Annotated in this window: 14 protein-coding genes and 1 pseudogene; 5 read left to right on the top strand and 10 right to left on the bottom strand. The window is 69.3% G+C overall.

Annotated elements, in window-relative coordinates; all coding sequences use genetic code 11:
* Positions 1-142 precede the first annotated feature (142 nt).
* Complete coding sequence (locus tag OHB41_RS10340; RefSeq protein WP_266697541.1) at positions 143-655, bottom strand: DinB family protein; 513 nt, start codon at positions 653-655, stop codon at positions 143-145.
* 120 nt (positions 656-775) lie between these two features.
* Between OHB41_RS10340 and OHB41_RS10335 the strand changes: the two genes are divergently transcribed.
* On the top strand, positions 776-1,687 hold the full coding sequence (locus tag OHB41_RS10335) for a Gfo/Idh/MocA family protein (RefSeq protein WP_266697540.1): 912 nt from the start codon (positions 776-778) through the stop codon (positions 1,685-1,687).
* Here OHB41_RS10335 and lnt read toward each other — a convergent pair.
* The 4 genes from lnt to OHB41_RS10315 all read right to left on the bottom strand — a co-directional run bounded on the left by lnt (position 1,605) and on the right by OHB41_RS10315 (position 6,483).
* Positions 1,605-3,197, bottom strand: a complete 1,593-nt coding sequence (lnt, locus tag OHB41_RS10330; protein WP_266697539.1) for an apolipoprotein N-acyltransferase — start codon at positions 3,195-3,197, stop codon at positions 1,605-1,607. The two genes, OHB41_RS10335 and lnt, sit on opposite strands and share 83 nt — an antisense overlap.
* 69 nt (positions 3,198-3,266) lie before the next feature.
* Complete coding sequence (locus OHB41_RS10325; RefSeq protein ID WP_266697538.1) at positions 3,267-3,752, bottom strand: nuclear transport factor 2 family protein; 486 nt, start codon at positions 3,750-3,752, stop codon at positions 3,267-3,269.
* Between the two features lie 93 nt (positions 3,753-3,845).
* The gene (locus OHB41_RS10320; protein ID WP_266697537.1) at positions 3,846-4,841 is read right to left on the bottom strand and encodes an LLM class flavin-dependent oxidoreductase; all 996 of its coding nucleotides are present in this window, start codon (positions 4,839-4,841) and stop codon (positions 3,846-3,848) included.
* A gap of 196 nt (positions 4,842-5,037) precedes the next feature.
* Entirely contained in the window at positions 5,038-6,483 is a 1,446-nt protein-coding gene (locus tag OHB41_RS10315) for a glyceraldehyde-3-phosphate dehydrogenase (RefSeq protein ID WP_266697536.1), read from the bottom strand.
* 157 nt (positions 6,484-6,640) lie between these two features.
* Here OHB41_RS10315 and OHB41_RS10310 point away from each other — a divergent pair, with 157 nt between their 5' ends.
* The gene (locus OHB41_RS10310; protein WP_266697535.1) at positions 6,641-7,381 is read left to right on the top strand and encodes an SDR family NAD(P)-dependent oxidoreductase; all 741 of its coding nucleotides are present in this window, start codon (positions 6,641-6,643) and stop codon (positions 7,379-7,381) included.
* Positions 7,382-7,694: 313 nt separating this feature from the next.
* The gene (locus OHB41_RS10305; RefSeq protein ID WP_266697534.1) at positions 7,695-9,083 is read left to right on the top strand and encodes an eCIS core domain-containing protein; all 1,389 of its coding nucleotides are present in this window, start codon (positions 7,695-7,697) and stop codon (positions 9,081-9,083) included.
* Between the two features lie 424 nt (positions 9,084-9,507).
* Here the strand turns inward: OHB41_RS10305 and OHB41_RS10300 are convergent, their stop codons facing one another.
* From OHB41_RS10300 to OHB41_RS10285, 4 genes are all read right to left on the bottom strand, one after another.
* Positions 9,508-10,260 (bottom strand): hypothetical protein, encoded by a 753-nt coding sequence (locus OHB41_RS10300; RefSeq protein ID WP_266697533.1) that lies wholly within the window; start codon positions 10,258-10,260, stop codon positions 9,508-9,510.
* A gap of 29 nt (positions 10,261-10,289) precedes the next feature.
* Positions 10,290-10,718: a hypothetical protein gene (locus tag OHB41_RS10295; protein WP_266697532.1), complete on the bottom strand. Its 429-nt coding sequence runs from the start codon at positions 10,716-10,718 to the stop codon at positions 10,290-10,292.
* 44 nt (positions 10,719-10,762) lie between these two features.
* Complete coding sequence (locus OHB41_RS10290) at positions 10,763-10,954, bottom strand: hypothetical protein (RefSeq protein ID WP_266697531.1); 192 nt, start codon at positions 10,952-10,954, stop codon at positions 10,763-10,765.
* A 359-nt stretch (positions 10,955-11,313) separates the two neighbouring features.
* Positions 11,314-11,535 (bottom strand): hypothetical protein, encoded by a 222-nt coding sequence (locus OHB41_RS10285; RefSeq protein WP_266697530.1) that lies wholly within the window; start codon positions 11,533-11,535, stop codon positions 11,314-11,316.
* Positions 11,536-12,112: 577 nt separating this feature from the next.
* Between OHB41_RS10285 and OHB41_RS10280 the strand changes: the two genes are divergently transcribed.
* Both OHB41_RS10280 and OHB41_RS10275 read left to right on the top strand, forming a co-directional pair.
* Positions 12,113-13,315: an ISAs1 family transposase gene (locus tag OHB41_RS10280; protein WP_266705556.1), complete on the top strand. Its 1,203-nt coding sequence runs from the start codon at positions 12,113-12,115 to the stop codon at positions 13,313-13,315.
* Positions 13,316-14,771: 1,456 nt separating this feature from the next.
* Entirely contained in the window at positions 14,772-15,059 is a 288-nt protein-coding gene (locus tag OHB41_RS10275) for a hypothetical protein (RefSeq protein WP_266697529.1), read from the top strand.
* Positions 15,060-15,407: 348 nt separating this feature from the next.
* On the opposite strand, the pseudogene OHB41_RS10270 reads toward OHB41_RS10275, so the two are convergent.
* Positions 15,408-15,650 (bottom strand): annotated as a pseudogene (locus OHB41_RS10270) (winged helix-turn-helix domain-containing protein); the annotation flags it as partial.
* Between the last annotated feature and the right edge of the window lie 42 nt (positions 15,651-15,692).

Below are 15,692 nucleotides of genomic sequence, written 5' to 3'. Positions count from 1 at the left end.
TTTGGGGAGCCGACAAGCGCAGGATGCCCCGCACGGGTGATCCTTCCGCTCCTCCGGCGGGTGCCGGCGGCCGCAGGATGACCCGCGGCGGCACCCGAGCGTGTTGCGCATGTCCCGCCTGCCTCGCGGCGCCCGGCACGTCCTACTCGCCGGTGGTTCCGTCGATCCGCTCACGGATCAGATCGGCGTGACCGTTGTGACGGGCGTACTCCTCGATCATGTGGGTGTAGATCCACCGCAGGTTGAGCGGGGCCTCGGTGAACCTGCTCCTGCCCTCGGTGGTGTCGTCCAGCGCGAAGCGGGCCGCGTTGACCCGGGCGACCGCGATCTCTGCCTGCCAGGTGGCGTACGCCTCGTCCCAGGTGTCCGCCTCGGTGAGATGGAACTCCCCGTCCCGGTCCTCGTCGCTGTAGTAGATCGGGCCCGCGTCGTCGGCCACCAGAACCCGGCGGAACCAGCTTCGTTCCACCTCCGCCATGTGCCGCACCAGACCGAGCAGGGACAGCTCGGACGGCTTGACCGAGGCGGTCCTCAGCTGCGCGTCGTCCAGGCCCTCGCACTTCGCCTCAAGGGTCTGGCGGTGGTGGTCGAGCCAGCCCTCCAGCATGGCTCGTTCGCCGGCGTCGGTGGCGGGTTTGGTGCGCTTGATTGTCATGCCCGCATCTTCCATGGACGGGGCCGGTGGCCGCCACGGGATTTACCTCCCGGAACCGGTGGCATCCGTGACGCCCGTATGCTTCTGACCAGGCCCGCATCGGCGAACGAAGGAGACCTCGTGAAGGTCGGCTGCATCGGACTCGGCGACATCGCGCAGAAGGCGTACCTGCCGGTGCTCGGGGTCCAGCCGGGGGTCGAGCTGCATCTGCAGACCCGGACGTCCGTGACGCTCGCCCGGGTCGCCGACGGCCTCCACCTTCCCCAGGGGCAGCGGCACACCGACCTGACGGAGTTGCTGGCCCAGGATCTCGACGCGGCGTTCGTGCACGCGGCCACCGTGGCGCACCCCGAGATCGTCGCGCGGCTCCTGGAGGCGGGCGTACCGACGTTCGTCGACAAGCCGCTCGCCTACGAACTCGACGCGTCGGAGGAACTGGTCCGGCTCGCGGAGGAACGCGACGTCAGCCTCGCGGTCGGCTTCAACCGGCGCCACGCACCTGGGTACGCGCAGTGCCTGGAGCATCCGCGTGAGCTGATCCTGATGCAGAAGAACCGCATAGGACTGCCCGAGGCGCCGCGCACGATGATCCTCGACGACTTCATCCACGTCGTGGACACCCTGCGGTTCCTGGCGCCGGGGCCGGTCGACGACGTGACGGTACGGGCCCGCGTCGAGGGCGGACTGCTCCACCACGTCGTACTCCAGCTCGCGGGCGACGGCTTCACCGCGCTCGGTGTGATGAACCGGCTCAGCGGCTCGGCGGAGGAGATCCTCGAGGTGTCCGGCCAGGACACCAAGCGTCAGGTGCTCAACCTCGCCGAGGTGATCGACCACAAGGGGCAGCCCAGCGTGCGACGGCGCGGGGACTGGGTGCCGGTGGCCCGCCAGCGCGGCATCGAGCAGGGTGTGCTCGTCTTCCTCGACGCCGTACGCGCGGGCAAGGTGCTCAGCGCCCGGGACGCACTGGCGACTCATGAACTGTGCGAGCGGGTGGTGCGAGCGGTCCAGGAGCGGTCCGCCGCAGCCTGAGCGCGCGGGCGCCCTCCGTGGCGCACAGCGCCGCCAGTACCAGCAGCGCCCCGTGCACCGGCCAGTCCCCGTACCGGACGTACGGGGTGACCCCCCGCGCCAGTGGCACCTCGTACACCGCCGCTTCGCTCGCGTCCGTGCCGAGCCAGGAGCCGAGCCGCTCGCCGCTCGGCCCGTAGACGGCGGAGACGCCGGTCAGGGTCGCGTGCACCATCGGGCGGCCGGTCTCGGCGGCCCGCAGCGCGGCCAGCGAGGCATGCTGCTCGGGCGCCCAGCTGTCCTGGAACGACGAGGTCGACGACTGGGCGAGCAGCACTTCGGCGCCGTCCTGCGCGAGATGCCGGCTCATGTCCGGGAACGCCGTCTCGAAGCAGATCATCGGTCCGACCCGCAGTCCGTGCCCGGCGTCCATCACCACCTGCTCGGTGCCGCGCCTGCGGTCCTCACCCGCCGCCTTGCCGACCGAGGTCGCCCAGCCGAGCAGGGAACGCGCCGGTATGTACTCACCGAAGGGGACGAGACGCATCTTGTCGTAGCGGGCGCCGGTCGGTCCCTGCGGTCCCACCAGCACCGAACTCTTGTATATCCCCGGCCGGTCGGAGCGCCGCGCGTCGACGTTCACGAGGATGTCGGCGCCGGTCTCGCGGGACAGGGCGGTGATCCGGTCCGCCAGGTCGGGGCGGCCCGCCAGGTCGACTCCTACGCTGCTCTCGCCCCAGACGACGAGGTCGACGTGGCGCCCGGCGAGTGTGCGGGTGAGGGCCTCCTCGCGCGCGAAGCGCTTCTCCGCGCCCGCTCCGGCGCCGCCGCCCATGACGCCGGGCTGGACGACGGCGACGCGCACCTGGCTGTCGGTGTCCGGGCGCGGGGACCACACCCAGGCCGCCGAGGTGGCGGCGGCGGTGGCGACGAGTCCGGTGACGGCGGTGGCGACGGCGGGCATACGCGACCGGCGCACGGCCGTCAGAACCGCGACCGCGACGTTGACGGCCACCACCAGGAAGCTCAGCAGCCACACCCCGCCGACCGAGGCGAGCCGCAGCGCGGGCGTCACCTGCCACTGGCTCGACCCGAGCAGGCCCCACGGTCCGCCCAATCCCTGCCAGGACCGGACGAGTTCGACGCTCAGCCAGCTCGACGGCAGCACCACGAGCGCGGTCCCGACCTGCCCCGCCGAGGGCACACCGCCGAGGAACCGTCGTACGAGCCAGCCCCAGGGCGCCCACAGCGTCCCGAGCAGTCCCGCGATCACGACCGTGAAGACATTGAGGCTGGGCAGCAGCCAGTGGTGCACGGCCAGCATGAAACCCAGGCCGCCGAACCAGCCGTCGTACGCGGCGCGTCTCCCCGTCGGGGCGGTGCGGGCCAGCAGGATCCAGGGCACGAGGGCGACGTAGGCGAACCACCACCACGACGGGGCCGGGAAGGCGAACACCGGCAGCGAGCCCGCCAGTACGGCGACGATCGCACGTCGCCAGGGGGAGGTGAGCCAGCGGTCGAACCTCGTCATGGGTGCCTCCCTCCCCGGTGGTGCCTCCAGTGTGCGCTTCGGGGACGATCTCCGACAGGGCGCGTCCGGTCAGGTGACCGCGGGTTCCTGACGCGGCTGCGGCATGCGGCGCCACTTCTCCTGGACGACCACCTCGCGCAGGCGCCAGCCGAGTTCCGTACGCACCAGTCCGAAGGCGTACCGGCCGCCGCACACGAAGTCCGGTGCGGTGGATACCCCGTCGTCGCCCGCGAGGCGCATCGGATTGACGTAGTCGGCCCGCACCCGGGCCGTGTCGCCCCTGTCCTGGTCCAGTACGCCGAACCGCACGCGTCGGTTGACGATCAGATGCTGGCGCATGGGGAACAGCTCCATGCTCCGCGCGAGCCACCCCGCGACCTGGTCGGCGTCCCCCTCGATACCCCCTGCGGAGCGATAGTCCGCGCGGCCGTCCGGCGCGAACAGCCGCCGGTACGCCCCCCAGTCGCCGTCGTCGACGGCCACCGCGTACTCGGTGACGAGTTCGTCCACGGCGAACCGGTCCATCACGGTCGCGAGCTCCACACGCTGCGTCATCGGCTCAGTGTTGGCCACCGGGCCTGCGCAGCCAAGGGGCGTGCAGCGACATTCGTCGCCCGGACCGTGAGTGTCCGCGGCGCACCCCGCGATCTACTGCGGGAGCTGCTGCGCCGGCGTCATGACGTGCTGTCGGACCAGTGCGTAGGACCTCAGGCGCTCGGCCAGCGTGTAGACGGGTGTCACCAGCATGAGTTCGTCCGCACCGGTCGCGTCCGCCAGGTCCGTCAGCTGGGTCGCGACGGTGTCGGGGGTGCCGTGTGCCTGGTGGGAGCGGAAGCTCGCCAGGGCCCGCGCCTCCGGTGCGGTGAAGGAGTGGGCGGCCGCCTGCTCGGGCGTGGGAAAGGGGATGTCGCCCTGCCCCTTGAGCAGTCCGGCCTTGACGACATCCATCGGGCCCGCGAGCCGGGCGGCTTCCTCCCGCGTGTCGGCGCACACCGTTTCCACGCAGACCAGTACGCGGGGGCGGTCGCACCAGCGGGAGGGGGAGAAGTGCTCCCGGTAGTGGTGGAGCGCGGCGAGGGTGTTGTCGGGACGGATGTGATGGGCGAAGGCGATCGGCAGCCCCAGTTCCGCGGCGAGCGCGGCACCGGCGGTGCTCGAGGACAGCAGCCAGGGCTCCGGGAGCGGGTCGAGTGCGACCTCCTCCACCAGGTGCCGCAGGGTCTCCGACACGTCTTCGCGGTACTCGTCGTCGGTGGCCGGTCCGGCCCCGCGTCGCAGGGCCCGCGCCGTGGACTCGTCGAAGGTGCCCGGTCCGCGGCCGATGCCCAGGTCGATCCGGCCCGCGTGCAGTGCCGCCAGCGTGCCGAACTGCTCCGCGAGCATGATCGGAGCGTGGTTCGGGGCGAGTACGCCGCCGGATCCGATACGGAGGGACGAGGTCGACGCGGCCGCGTGCGCGGTCAGGACGACCGGCGGGAACGCTCCGATGGCGGGGGAGTGGTGGTGTTCGGCATACCAGAGCCGCTGGTATCCGAGGTCTTCGAGCCGCCGGGCGAACTCGGTGGTGTCGCGCAACGTGTCGGCGGCCGCGGCGTCCGTCTGGACCATGGCTACTTCCAGCGCGCTGAGCGGCACAGTGATCATCCGCTCAGTATAGAAAACGACCCTCAGCGGCCGTGGGCGTCCGCCGGCCCCGGTCCGCCCGGTTCGGCGTCCACCCCCTGCCCGCGAAGGCCGAACGGGCGCCGGGGGCAACCGCGTTCGGTACGCGGCTGCCCCACGGGCCGGACGAGGCGCGGGACCGGGACGTCGGGTACGGACGCCAGGTCCTGAGCCCGGATCAGACGGCCGGCACCGGATAGGTCGGGTACTCGACCCCGGAGACGTGCTGGACGACCCGGATGACCTGGCAGGAGTAGCCGAACTCGTTGTCGTACCAGAGGTAGAGGATCGCGTTGTCGCCGTCGACCTTGGTGGCACCGGCGTCGACGATCGAGGCGTGGCGTGAGCCGATGAAGTCGCTCGACACCGCGTCGGGGGCGGTGGTGAAGTCGATCTGGCGCTTGAGCGGCGAGGTCAGCGACACCTCGCGGAGGTGGTCGAGGACCTCCTCGCGGGTGGTCTCGCGCCCCAGCCGCAGGCTGAGGATGGCGATCGAGACGTCCGGCACCGGGACACGGATCGAGCTGCCCGTGATCGGGGCCTTGAGGTCGGGCAGCGCCTTGGCGACGGCGGAGGCCGCCCCCGTCTCGGTGATGACCATGTTGAGCGGCGCGGAGCGGCCCCGGCGGTCGGAGCTGTGGTAATTGTCCAGCAGGTTCTGGTCGTTGGTGAACGAGTGGACGGTCTCCACATGACCGCGCAGGACGCCGTACTCGTCGGCCATCGCCTTCAGCGGCGGGACGATCGCGTTGGTGGTGCAGGAGGCGCAGGACAGGATCTGCTCGTCCGGCTTGATCGTGTCGTGGTTGACGCCGTGCACGATGTTGGGGACGTCGCCCTTGCCCGGCGCGGTGAGCACCACCTTGTCGATCCCGGGGCGCAGGTGCTTCGACAGACCCTCGCGGTCACGCCACTTGCCGGTGTTGTCGATGAGGATGGCGTCCTTGATGCCGTACGCCGTGTAGTCGACCTCGCTCGGGTCGCCGGCGTAGATCACCTTGATCTCGTTGCCGTTGGCGATGATCGTGCTGTTCGCCTCGTCGACGGTGATCGTGCCCTGGAACTGGCCGTGGATGGAGTCGCGGCGCAGCAGCGAGGCGCGCTTGACGATGTCCTGGTCCCCGCCCTGGCGGACGACGACGGCGCGCAGCCGCAGACCGTTGCCGGAGCCGGCCTTCTCGATCAGCAGGCGGGCGACGAGCCGGCCGATGCGGCCGAAACCGTAGAGGACGACGTCGCGCGGCTCGCGGCGCTCGATCTTGCCCGCGCCGGTGGCGCCGGCGACGGCCCTGGCGGTGAACTCCTGTACGGAGAGCCCGAGGTCGTCGCTCCGGTACGTCGCGGCGAGCATGCCGAGGTCGATCTGGGAGGGCCCGAGATCGAGCGTGGTCAGCGCCTGGAGGAACGGCAGCGTCTCGGTGACGGAGAGCTCCGCACCGGCGATCTGCCGGGCGAACCGGTGGGTCTTGAGAAGGCTGACCACCGACTTGTTCACCAAGGAGCGGCTGTGGAGGAGGACCGTGACGTCCCGCTCCCGGTGCAGCTTCCCGATGATCGGGATCATCGACTCCGCGATCTCCTCGCGGGTCTTCCAGTTGGTGAACGAGTCGTCGTTGACAGTCACAGGTCTATCTTTCGAGCTAGGCGGCGCTCATATGGTAACCCGTCCGATGTTCTGATCATCCGAGGGGTGTACGGCCGGTGTCGTGGAGGGGTGCGCGGGTCGGAGTCATGATCGGGAGCGGGCGTAATGTGGGAGTGCCCGCGAGGAGGAGGTACGCATGACACGCCCGGTCACTGTGGTCACGGGTGGCAGCCGGGGGATCGGCGCCGCGATCTCCGCCCGCCTGGCGGCGGACGGACACGATGTGGTGGTGGGCTACGTGCGTGACGGCGCGGCCGCGGAGTCGACCGCGACGGCCGTCCGTGCGGCGGGGTCGCGCTGTGTCACGGTACGGGTGGACACCTCCGACGCGGACGACGTGGAGCGGCTCTTCGACACGGCGGCGGACCGTCTCGGGCCCGTCAGCGGGCTGGTGAACAACGCCGGTGTGACCGGTCCGCTCGGACGGCTCGCGGACACCGACCCCGCCGACCTGCGGCGCGTGGTGGACGTCAACCTGCTGGGCACGCTGCTGTGTTCGCGGCGGGCCGCCCGGTCCATGGCGGCCCGGGGGAGCGGCGTCATCGTGAACGTGTCCTCGGCGGCGGCGACCCTCGGCAGTCCCGGGGAGTTCGTCCACTACGCGGCCACGAAGGCCGCCGTCGACGCCCTGACGGTGGGCCTCGCGAAGGAACTCGGCCCGGACGGCATCCGGGTCAACGCCGTCGCGCCCGGCATGATCGACACCGAGATGCACGCGGCCATGGGCGACCCGGGCCGCGCCGAGCGCGCCGCCTCCTCGATCCCGCTGCGCCGGGTCGGCCGGGCGGAGGAAGTCGCCGCCGCCGTCGCGTGGTTGATGTCGCCCGACGCCTCGTACGCCACGGGAGCGGTGCTGCGGGTGTCCGGAGGCCGGTGAGCCACCGGCGCACGCGCGGCGGTACGGGGCTCGCGGGGCGTTTTCGGCGGGTGCCGGCGCAGATCCACTTCGCCGCCGGGGTTCGGCCGAAGACCGTACGGACGTGGTGACGACCGCCTTTGGGGCTGCAACTCTGCCCCCGCGGCCCTGGGAACGTGGCCGCTTCCGTGCGAGCGTGACGCGGTTGGTCGTCTTTGATGCCGGAGGAAGACGTATGGGACTGGCCCGTGAAGAGAACGCCACGACGGGGAAAGGGCCGGCACCTCGGCGCCCGCGAGCGACTCCCGCATTCGCCGGAACGGCGGTGCAACGAATGCTTGCCCTGCAGAGCCATACCGGGAACAAGGCGGTTGCCGAGATGCTGCGGCAGGCCGGGCATCCGGGGGCGCAGGACCGGCATCAGCACGGTCTTGGATGCGGGCACCAGGCGCAGGAACCTCCGGTGCAGCGTTCCTTGGACGGCGCCACCGTCGCGCGCGCCGAGGAGGAGGACGGACCCGTCCGCGGCAGGGTGCGGGACACCAGCCCGGAAGGGCAGGGCGCCCTGCTCGCCGCGGCCATGAACTCGTCGAGCGAGTCGTTGCCTTCGTCGGTGGTGGCGAAGGCGGGGGCGTTCTATCAGAACGAGGGGCTCTCCTCCACGCGCGTCCACCGTGACGCGGTGGCCCAGCGTGCCACGGCGGCGCTGGGGGCCCAGGCCATGACCGTCGGCAACCACATCTTCCTCTCGGCGGGGTCCGTAGGGGACGAGAGGCTGATCGGCCACGAGCTCAGTCATGTGGACAAGAACCTCAAGGGCATGCCGGAGACGGGTCACGGCAACGGGGCCGGAGTCACCGTCACCGACCCGAAGCAGGACTCCGAACGGGCAGCGGAGAGGGACGGCCACGCCTACGCCGCGGGTGAGACGACCGCCCCCTCCGTCACCGCCCCGCGCCGTGCGGCGAACGGCTCGCACGAACCCGTGCAGCGGATGCCCGATCCCGTCCAGCGGATGCACGAACCCGTGCAGCGGATGATGGAAGAGGGCGAGCAGTCGGAGGGGGCCCAGGCCGGCAGACGGATCGCGCTGCAGGATCAACCTCTGGAACTCAGCGCCGAAGACCACATCGCATCGCTGCCCGAGGACAGCGAACAGGAAGTTTATCTGAAGCGCGGTGTGACTCCCACGCAGAGGAAGCATCTCCAGAAGGAGGTGATTCGCGGCTCTTTCGTCAGCCTCCCGAAGATGGTCCAGAAACCTGACGAGCACGCTACGAAGCCCGAGCGTGAGCACGTCGAAGGATACGTGAGTCAGCACCGCAACGAGGAGACCGCGAGTCTGATCGAATTTTCTACGGATGCTGAAATAGCGACCAAATTCGCGTCGGAAGCCCGGTTTGGATACGTGCTCACCATCCGGATCAAGAGGAAGTATCTGGCGAAGGGCGCTACCGGCTCCGAGCACGGCTGGATCGCGAAGCAGGGCGCACCCTACGACATCGTCGCGATCGAGCGGAAGGATTCGCTGGAGGAGGGGGTGGCCCCGCTGACCGAGGGTGAGTTCCGTGAAGCGGTCAAGAAGGAGGAAATGGCCGAGTACCTTCTCAAGGTCCAGGACCCGGCCGCGATGGCGGCCCATATGAGTCAATTCGAGGGGGGAAAGAAGAAGGACGAGGCCATGAAGATTCTTGGGTACAAGAGGTCGGTGTTCCGGGACTAAGCCCAGAGGAAACCAGGCATCTTGCCGTCTTCGAACTCCACTCGCGCGCGTCCTTGAGTACCGCCATGAACTGGTTCGATAACTCGCATTTGCTCCGCCACGTCCCCCGCAGCATCCTTGTAGGTCATCGTGCGGGAATCATTCACGCCCCGGCAGGCTGCGGGAACGGCCCCCAATCAATGACGACTCCGCTGAACGTTGAGCCGCCGAAGTTGACCGTCCCGCCACTGAACGTCGAGCTGCCGAAGTTGATCGTGCCACCGCTAAACACCGCGTCGTTAGTGTGGATCGCTCGCCGCTGAACTGCGCGCTGTCAAAATTTACCGTGCTGCCGCTGAACGTCGCGCGATCGAAGTCGACACTAGTGCCGCCGAATGGGGGGGGCTGAAGTGGGTGAGTGGCTACACATTCATTTGTTATAAAATCAACTTCGCCTAACAGTGTTAGTAAAATCGATTGAGTAAAGGGACGGGCAAGAAGTCGCAGGTCGGGCGCGCGGGTACCGGTGGCCGTGCGCATCTGGCCAGGCCGCCAGGCACAGAGCGGCGTGCGCGCACTCGGCGTAGAGGCCCTCCCCGGTCCGTGCGGTGAACAGGATGTCGGCGAACTCGCCCGTGCCGTCGTACCGGGCACACGTCCAGGGGTCGGTGTGGTCGGCCGGGTCCAGGTCCGCGTTCTCGCCCGAGTACACCTTCGGGCCGGTGTGCGCCTTTCCCTCGTCGGCCGTCCGGTCGAGGGCGGCGAGGATGTAGGAGATGCCGCTGTCCTCGGCGAGCCAGGCCGGGATGCCGCACGCGGCGAGGGCAGCGATCAGCTTGTGCCCGTCGAGGGGGCCCGCCCGCCTCGCGGCGTCCCGCGCCGTCTCCTGGAGTTCCAGCAGCTTGGGCGCCACGACCGGGACGACGGGCGGCCGTGGCCGGTCCGGCTCGGCAACGACCATCAGGGGCTCTCCCGTGCAGGCCATCCCGGTGAGTGTGAACACCGCACGGAGCTCCACGACGTCGGCCGCGGTGAACGTGCCGAGGGTGACCTCTCGGTGTGGGGCGCAGGCGGCCATGCCGTGCCCGCTGGTGGCGCTCACCAGGACCTCCGCCGTGGTGTCGAGGCCTTCCAGGGCGCAGCGCACACAGCGCATGCGGAGGGTGGCGGGGGCCTCGGCCTGGTACGTCGTGAACATGGGGTCTTCCCTTCGGTCGGGTGGGGTTGTCAGGCATCGCGGTGGTCGGGTGCCGTCCGTGCGGCGGGGAGCAACTGGACGAGCGGGCGGCCCTTGTTGCCGGGCTTGGTGTTGTCCGTCTTGACCTCGGCGGCCAGGCGCTCGTGGCTGTAGTGGATCGTGGCCAGTGCGCGCAGCGCCCAGCTCGCGGTCTCGTCGGGCGAGCCGAGGGAGCCGCCGCGGAGCAGGACGGTGCGCCGGTTCCGCAGTTCGAAGTCCCGGCGGGCCAGTTCACCGCTCACCGAGGCGAGGTCCCCCAGCGGCGGGATGCAGGGGACGGTGTCCTCGAAGGCGTCAGCTGCCGTGCGGAATCCCCCGGCCACGATGCCGTTCAGGTCGCGGTTGCGGTGGCGGCCGTGGCGGTCGAAGAGGTCAGCTCCGAGGCGCAGACGGCGGGCGGCGGCGAAGAAGTCGTTCACGGCGGTTCCTCCTGGTGTGGGGTGAGGGAGCGTGGCGGGGAGGGTCAGGTCCAGAGGCGGACGGCCTGGGCACGGCGGGCGTCGCACATGACGGCCGCGTCCGGATGGGCAGTGCGGATGTTGGCGGCGAAGGCGCCGCGGGCGTCATCGCGGGTGGTGCCGCGCCAGGCTTCTCGGCAGTCGAGTCCATGGGGTTGGCGCGGCGGACCGGTGCGCCGGTCACGTACCCGCGGCACCGCCACATCCAGCCCTTGCCGTAGCGGGCGCCCACGTCGGGAGCCCATTCGACGGTGGCCACGGGAGCGAGCGCACCCTCGGCCTGCAGAAGGCTGTCGATGATGCCGCCCGTGAGCGGGTCGGCGTTGGACGGATGGTGTCCCACCAGGTGAGGTTCAGGGCGGGCGGTGCGGAGGCGGGCGGCTCGGGCCACTCCGGGGCGAGCGCGAGCAGGCGGGTCAGGGGCTTCATCAGTCAACTGCCTTTCTGAAGGAGGATGTGGGGGTGGTTGTCGATCAGGTGGACGACCAGGGGTTGGACCCGGCCGGGGAAGTACTCGCGACCGCGCACGGGGCTCTCACCCACGTCGCGCAGGGCGTTAAATCAGGGCGCGCTCGATCTCAAGAGCCGCGCCTTCGGGCAAGCCGGTGTGGATGCGCGCAGCCCGCCGATGTCCGTCCCGCCTGTGGTGGCGCAGGCGAATCTTGGGGTTACCGGTGGTGATGCCGAACTTGAGGACGTCAGCGCAGTCGTCCACGACGACGTACAGGACGGTCGCCCTGCTGGAGCAGACGCGGCAGATCCCAGATCCGCGTTGCACGTTCCTGGGATGCGGGGCGACGAGTTGTCCCCGGCGCAGCGCACACGGTGCGGCTTGTCGCATCCGAGCCATCCGGGTTCGATGAGAGTTGCCCCCATCTCCAGGAGCCTCGCCCGGAACAGCACTTCAGAGTTGATGGGGTCGCGCCCTGCGCAGACCCAGCGGACGCCCCCTCCTTGTTGCAAGCTGGTCGGCCGGCGAAAGCAGATGTGGCCCTTGACGCAGCGGACCCGGTGGGGTTTGTTGCAGCCGAGCCACTTCGGTTCGAGGAGAGTCGCGCCGGCCTCCGTGAGCCGAGCTTGGAACTCTGCCTTGGCGGCCTTCGAGTCGCGCCCCGCGCAGCTGCGGTAAACGCTGCTTCCCGTGCGGACGTTCTTCGGCCGCGTAGAGCACTCGTGGCCTTGGCCGCACCCAGGGCGGCTGCAAGTTCCGGGGTGGTGAGGGTTGGCCGGGCTGTCGTCGGTTGGGGTGGATAGCAGGGCAGGCACGGGTTTCGTGATCATTGTGGTTCCTACGCCCGATGATCACGAGGTGGCCCGTGCCTGCTGCAATATCTTCTCCGGTCCCTGCCGTGCTGATGAGGCTGGGTCCGCTGGACGCCGGTCAGGTCGCCGATCTGCGTTCCTACCTCGATGCGGTGCCCGATCCGCGCTCGCGGCGGGGCCGTTGGTACTCACTGACCGCGATCTTGCTGGTGTGCGCCTGTGCGGCCGTGTCGGGAGCGAGGAGCATCGAGGAACTCGCCGAGTGGGGCCAGCGCGCCTCGAACGCACTCCTGGTAGTGATCGGGATCCGGCGTCACCTGCTCGGCTGGCGACGCACTCCGTCACCGGCCACGATCGGCCGGGTGCTGGGGACCGTTGACGGTGACGCCCTGGACCGGGCGGTGGGAGCCTACCTCGCCGACCGGCACCGCGTCGCCACCGAGCCGGCCCACAGGCCATCGCCCTCGGCGTCCGGGCGGCCGTGTGTGATCGCTGTCGACGGCAAGACACTCAAGGGATCAGCCCGTCTGACCGCGAAGCGCCGGCATCTGCTCTCCGCGGTCACCCACGCCCCGGTCGTCACCCTCGCGCAGGTGGAAGTGGGCGCGAAGACGAACGAAACCACACATTTCCAACCGCTCCTGGCACCGCTGGACCTGGCCGGCACCGTCGTCACCTTCGACGCGCTGCACTCGGTCAAGGCGAACGTCTCCTGGCTGGTCGAGACGAAGAAGGCCCACTACATCGCCGTGATCAAGACCAACCAGCCGACCGCCCACAGCCAGCTCGCGGACCTGCCGTGGCGCGATATTCCCGTCCAGCACACCGCCTCCACCACCGGGCACGGCAGGCGCGAGTCCCGCTCGATCAAGACCTGCGCCGTCCCGGACGAACTCGGCGGGATCTCCTTCCCCCACGGCCGCCTGGCCATCCGTGTCCACCGCCGCCGCAAGCAAACCGGCCAGCGCGAGACCCGGGAGAGCCTCTACGCCGTCACCAGCCTCGACGCCCACCAGACCGGCCCCGCCGGCCTTGCCACCGCGATCCGCGGGCACTGGGGGATCGAGAACTCCTCACACCACATCAGGGACGTCACCTTCGCCGAAGACGCCTCCACCGTCCACACCGGCACCGCACCCCGCGCCATGGCAACCCTCCGCAACCTCGCCATCGGCGTCCTGAAGACCCTCGGATCCGACAACATCGCCAAAACCACCCGAGCGATTCGAAACGAACCCGAACGAGCACTCCACATCCTGGGCATCACAACCGAACCAGACACCTACGGAACTTGATCAAGCCCTGGGCCGCACCGCGTCCTGCGCCGCCTCGGTCACGAATGCTTCCCGCGGCCAAAGAAGGTCCTGGTGGGAGGCCACCTCTGTCGGACCTGCCAAGAATCCCCCTGATCGGGCGGGTCGCACCCAGCGGCCCGCTACGTCTGGGTCGGGCTACCACCCACGCCTGACATCAGGCGCGATCTCGCGGGCTCCCGAGCCGTTGCCCAGGATCAGGAACGCAACGCACTGCGTCACTCCCCCAGAGAGGCTGGGGCGACCCTTCAAGGCCATGACACACCGACGCACGGTCGACATGAACGCCTCGCAACGCCTGTCGCGTTGCACATCTGTCACGGATCCCTAACTCCCATAACCAGAACCCAGGTTGGGCCTGAGTATGATCTCGTGGAGATTGCAGAGTTGGTTCTTAAATACCTTCACGCTCTGGCGTGGCCTGCCGTTGCCTTTGGCGCGATCTGGACCTTACGCACCCAATTACGGGCGGCTGTTGCGCGAATGACGCGTGTGGAGACCCTTGCCGGCTCCATCGAGTTCGCTGCAGAGATTCGGGACGTACTGCAACAGGCCGAAAGCGCAGCGGGCGCGGACCAGTCACCAATACCCCCCACTCCTCCGCCATGGTGGCCATCACCTCAACCTCAACAGCCTGCCTCGGACGAGGGTGAGACGGAAGAAGAGGACCCTACGCCCGTTCCCCACCAGGGCGGCCCGAACCAGAACGACCACCGATACCCGCCCCCCTGGAACGGGCCACAAGGTCCCGCACCCGCTACACCCCCGACCGAACCTCGGCCCTCGCCTGCAGAGCCATCACTTCCGTCAGGGGAATCCCATTGGCCATCCGGTTATGGCTATCCGCAGCATCGCCAACTCCCTCCGCGGCCACCCAATCCAGCCGCACCTGGTGGGACGTACGGCGCGGATGTAGGTCACCGCCGCCAGAGGCTAGCCGCTCTACGAGACTTGCGGAGCACAGCTGAAGTCTCCCCTCTCAGAGCAATCCTTGGGTCCTGGGAGATCCTCAACGACCTCTGCGACGACGTGATCGCATCGGTCGAAGGCCCGCGTACACAACATCCGACCCAACGGAGCCCCGCAATGGTCCGTCGATGGTTGGCGTCACGCGGCCTGTCCCTGGATTCCGTTGTGGTCTTCGATCGGCTGCGCGACCTCCGCAATCGAGCCGCGCACCTGGACCAGACCGTAACGTCAGTAGCCGCGCGGGACTTTGTCGACAGCTGCTTGACTCTGGCGCGCGACATAGAAGCGCTAGCACCGCGTTGAGGTCGAAGTGAGCCAGAGACGCTTGCTTCCGTCCGCCTAACGCTGACGCCCCGCTCGCGCGCGCCGCAGCGGTTCGTGTGCCGTACCTCAGCCGGCCCGGAGCCAGCAGCACGGGCGTAACTCGCCAATCGCGTTTTACAAAGTCCATTTATGGAAGTTTGGATGCATGCCCAGGAAGCCAGGAGCTCAGATCCAGCCCGACCACGAGCTAAGCGACGCCACGCGCGCCGCGATCAAGGCGTGGGAGGACAACGTCGCCGAAGAGGTCGTGCTGCGAGCAGCCGCACAGAAGGCACTCGCCGACGAGCTGCTGGCCGACCCGGACCTCCCGGTCGCCTCGCTCGCGAAGGCCAAGGGTGTGCCCTGGGGGATCGGGACGCTGTGGAACATCGTCGCGAAGTACAACGTCCCCGCCCGGCAGCCGAACAAGGCCAAGAGGTTGGACGAGAGCTGACCGGCAGCAGGAAAGCCGGCGCGCCGGACCCCGTCGCGGACGCGGACCAGGAGCGCTACGAGTTCTTCGGTGCCCTCCGTCGGCCACCGAGCGGCATCTTCCGGCAGCAACAGCATGTCGACGAAGCCGCCGACGACGAGTCCGAGGTCTACGAAGACGCCGATCGTGCCCGGTCTTGGTACCTGGACCACCCTTCCGGAAATACGCTGCCCGAAGTGCAGTCGGCGACGCGTCTCCTCCCACGCCTCCATGCTCACCATCGGGACGTCCTCCCAGGACACGAGCCTTACGGGACAACCTTTAGAGATCTTCAACGGCTGAGGTCACGGCGGTGGGAAGCCGAGGCCGGTCTTCCCAGGCGGCGATCCTCGCCTCGTTGCGCTCGGCGGCCTTGCGGGAGGGCACCCGCACGCTCCAGCCGATGCGGTGCAGCAGCAGGTCCAGCCCGGCCGAGGTGTACTCGTCGCCGAATCGGCGGCGCACGATCTCGGCGATCCGGGCCGGCGTCCAGCACTGGTCACTCCAGCCGGAGGCGGCAGGACCGGCGTCCAGCACCGCCTCGAGTACCCCAAGTTGTCCCGTGTCCAGCTGTAGCGGGCCCCGCCATCGGGACACCTCATCTTCCCGGCACAG

It is taken from the genome of Streptomyces sp. NBC_01571 (assembly GCF_026339875.1).
Taxonomy (GTDB): Bacteria; Actinomycetota; Actinomycetes; order Streptomycetales; family Streptomycetaceae; genus Streptomyces.
Note: the sequence above shows the minus strand (reverse complement) of the source record. Positions and strands in the feature narration are given on the sequence as shown.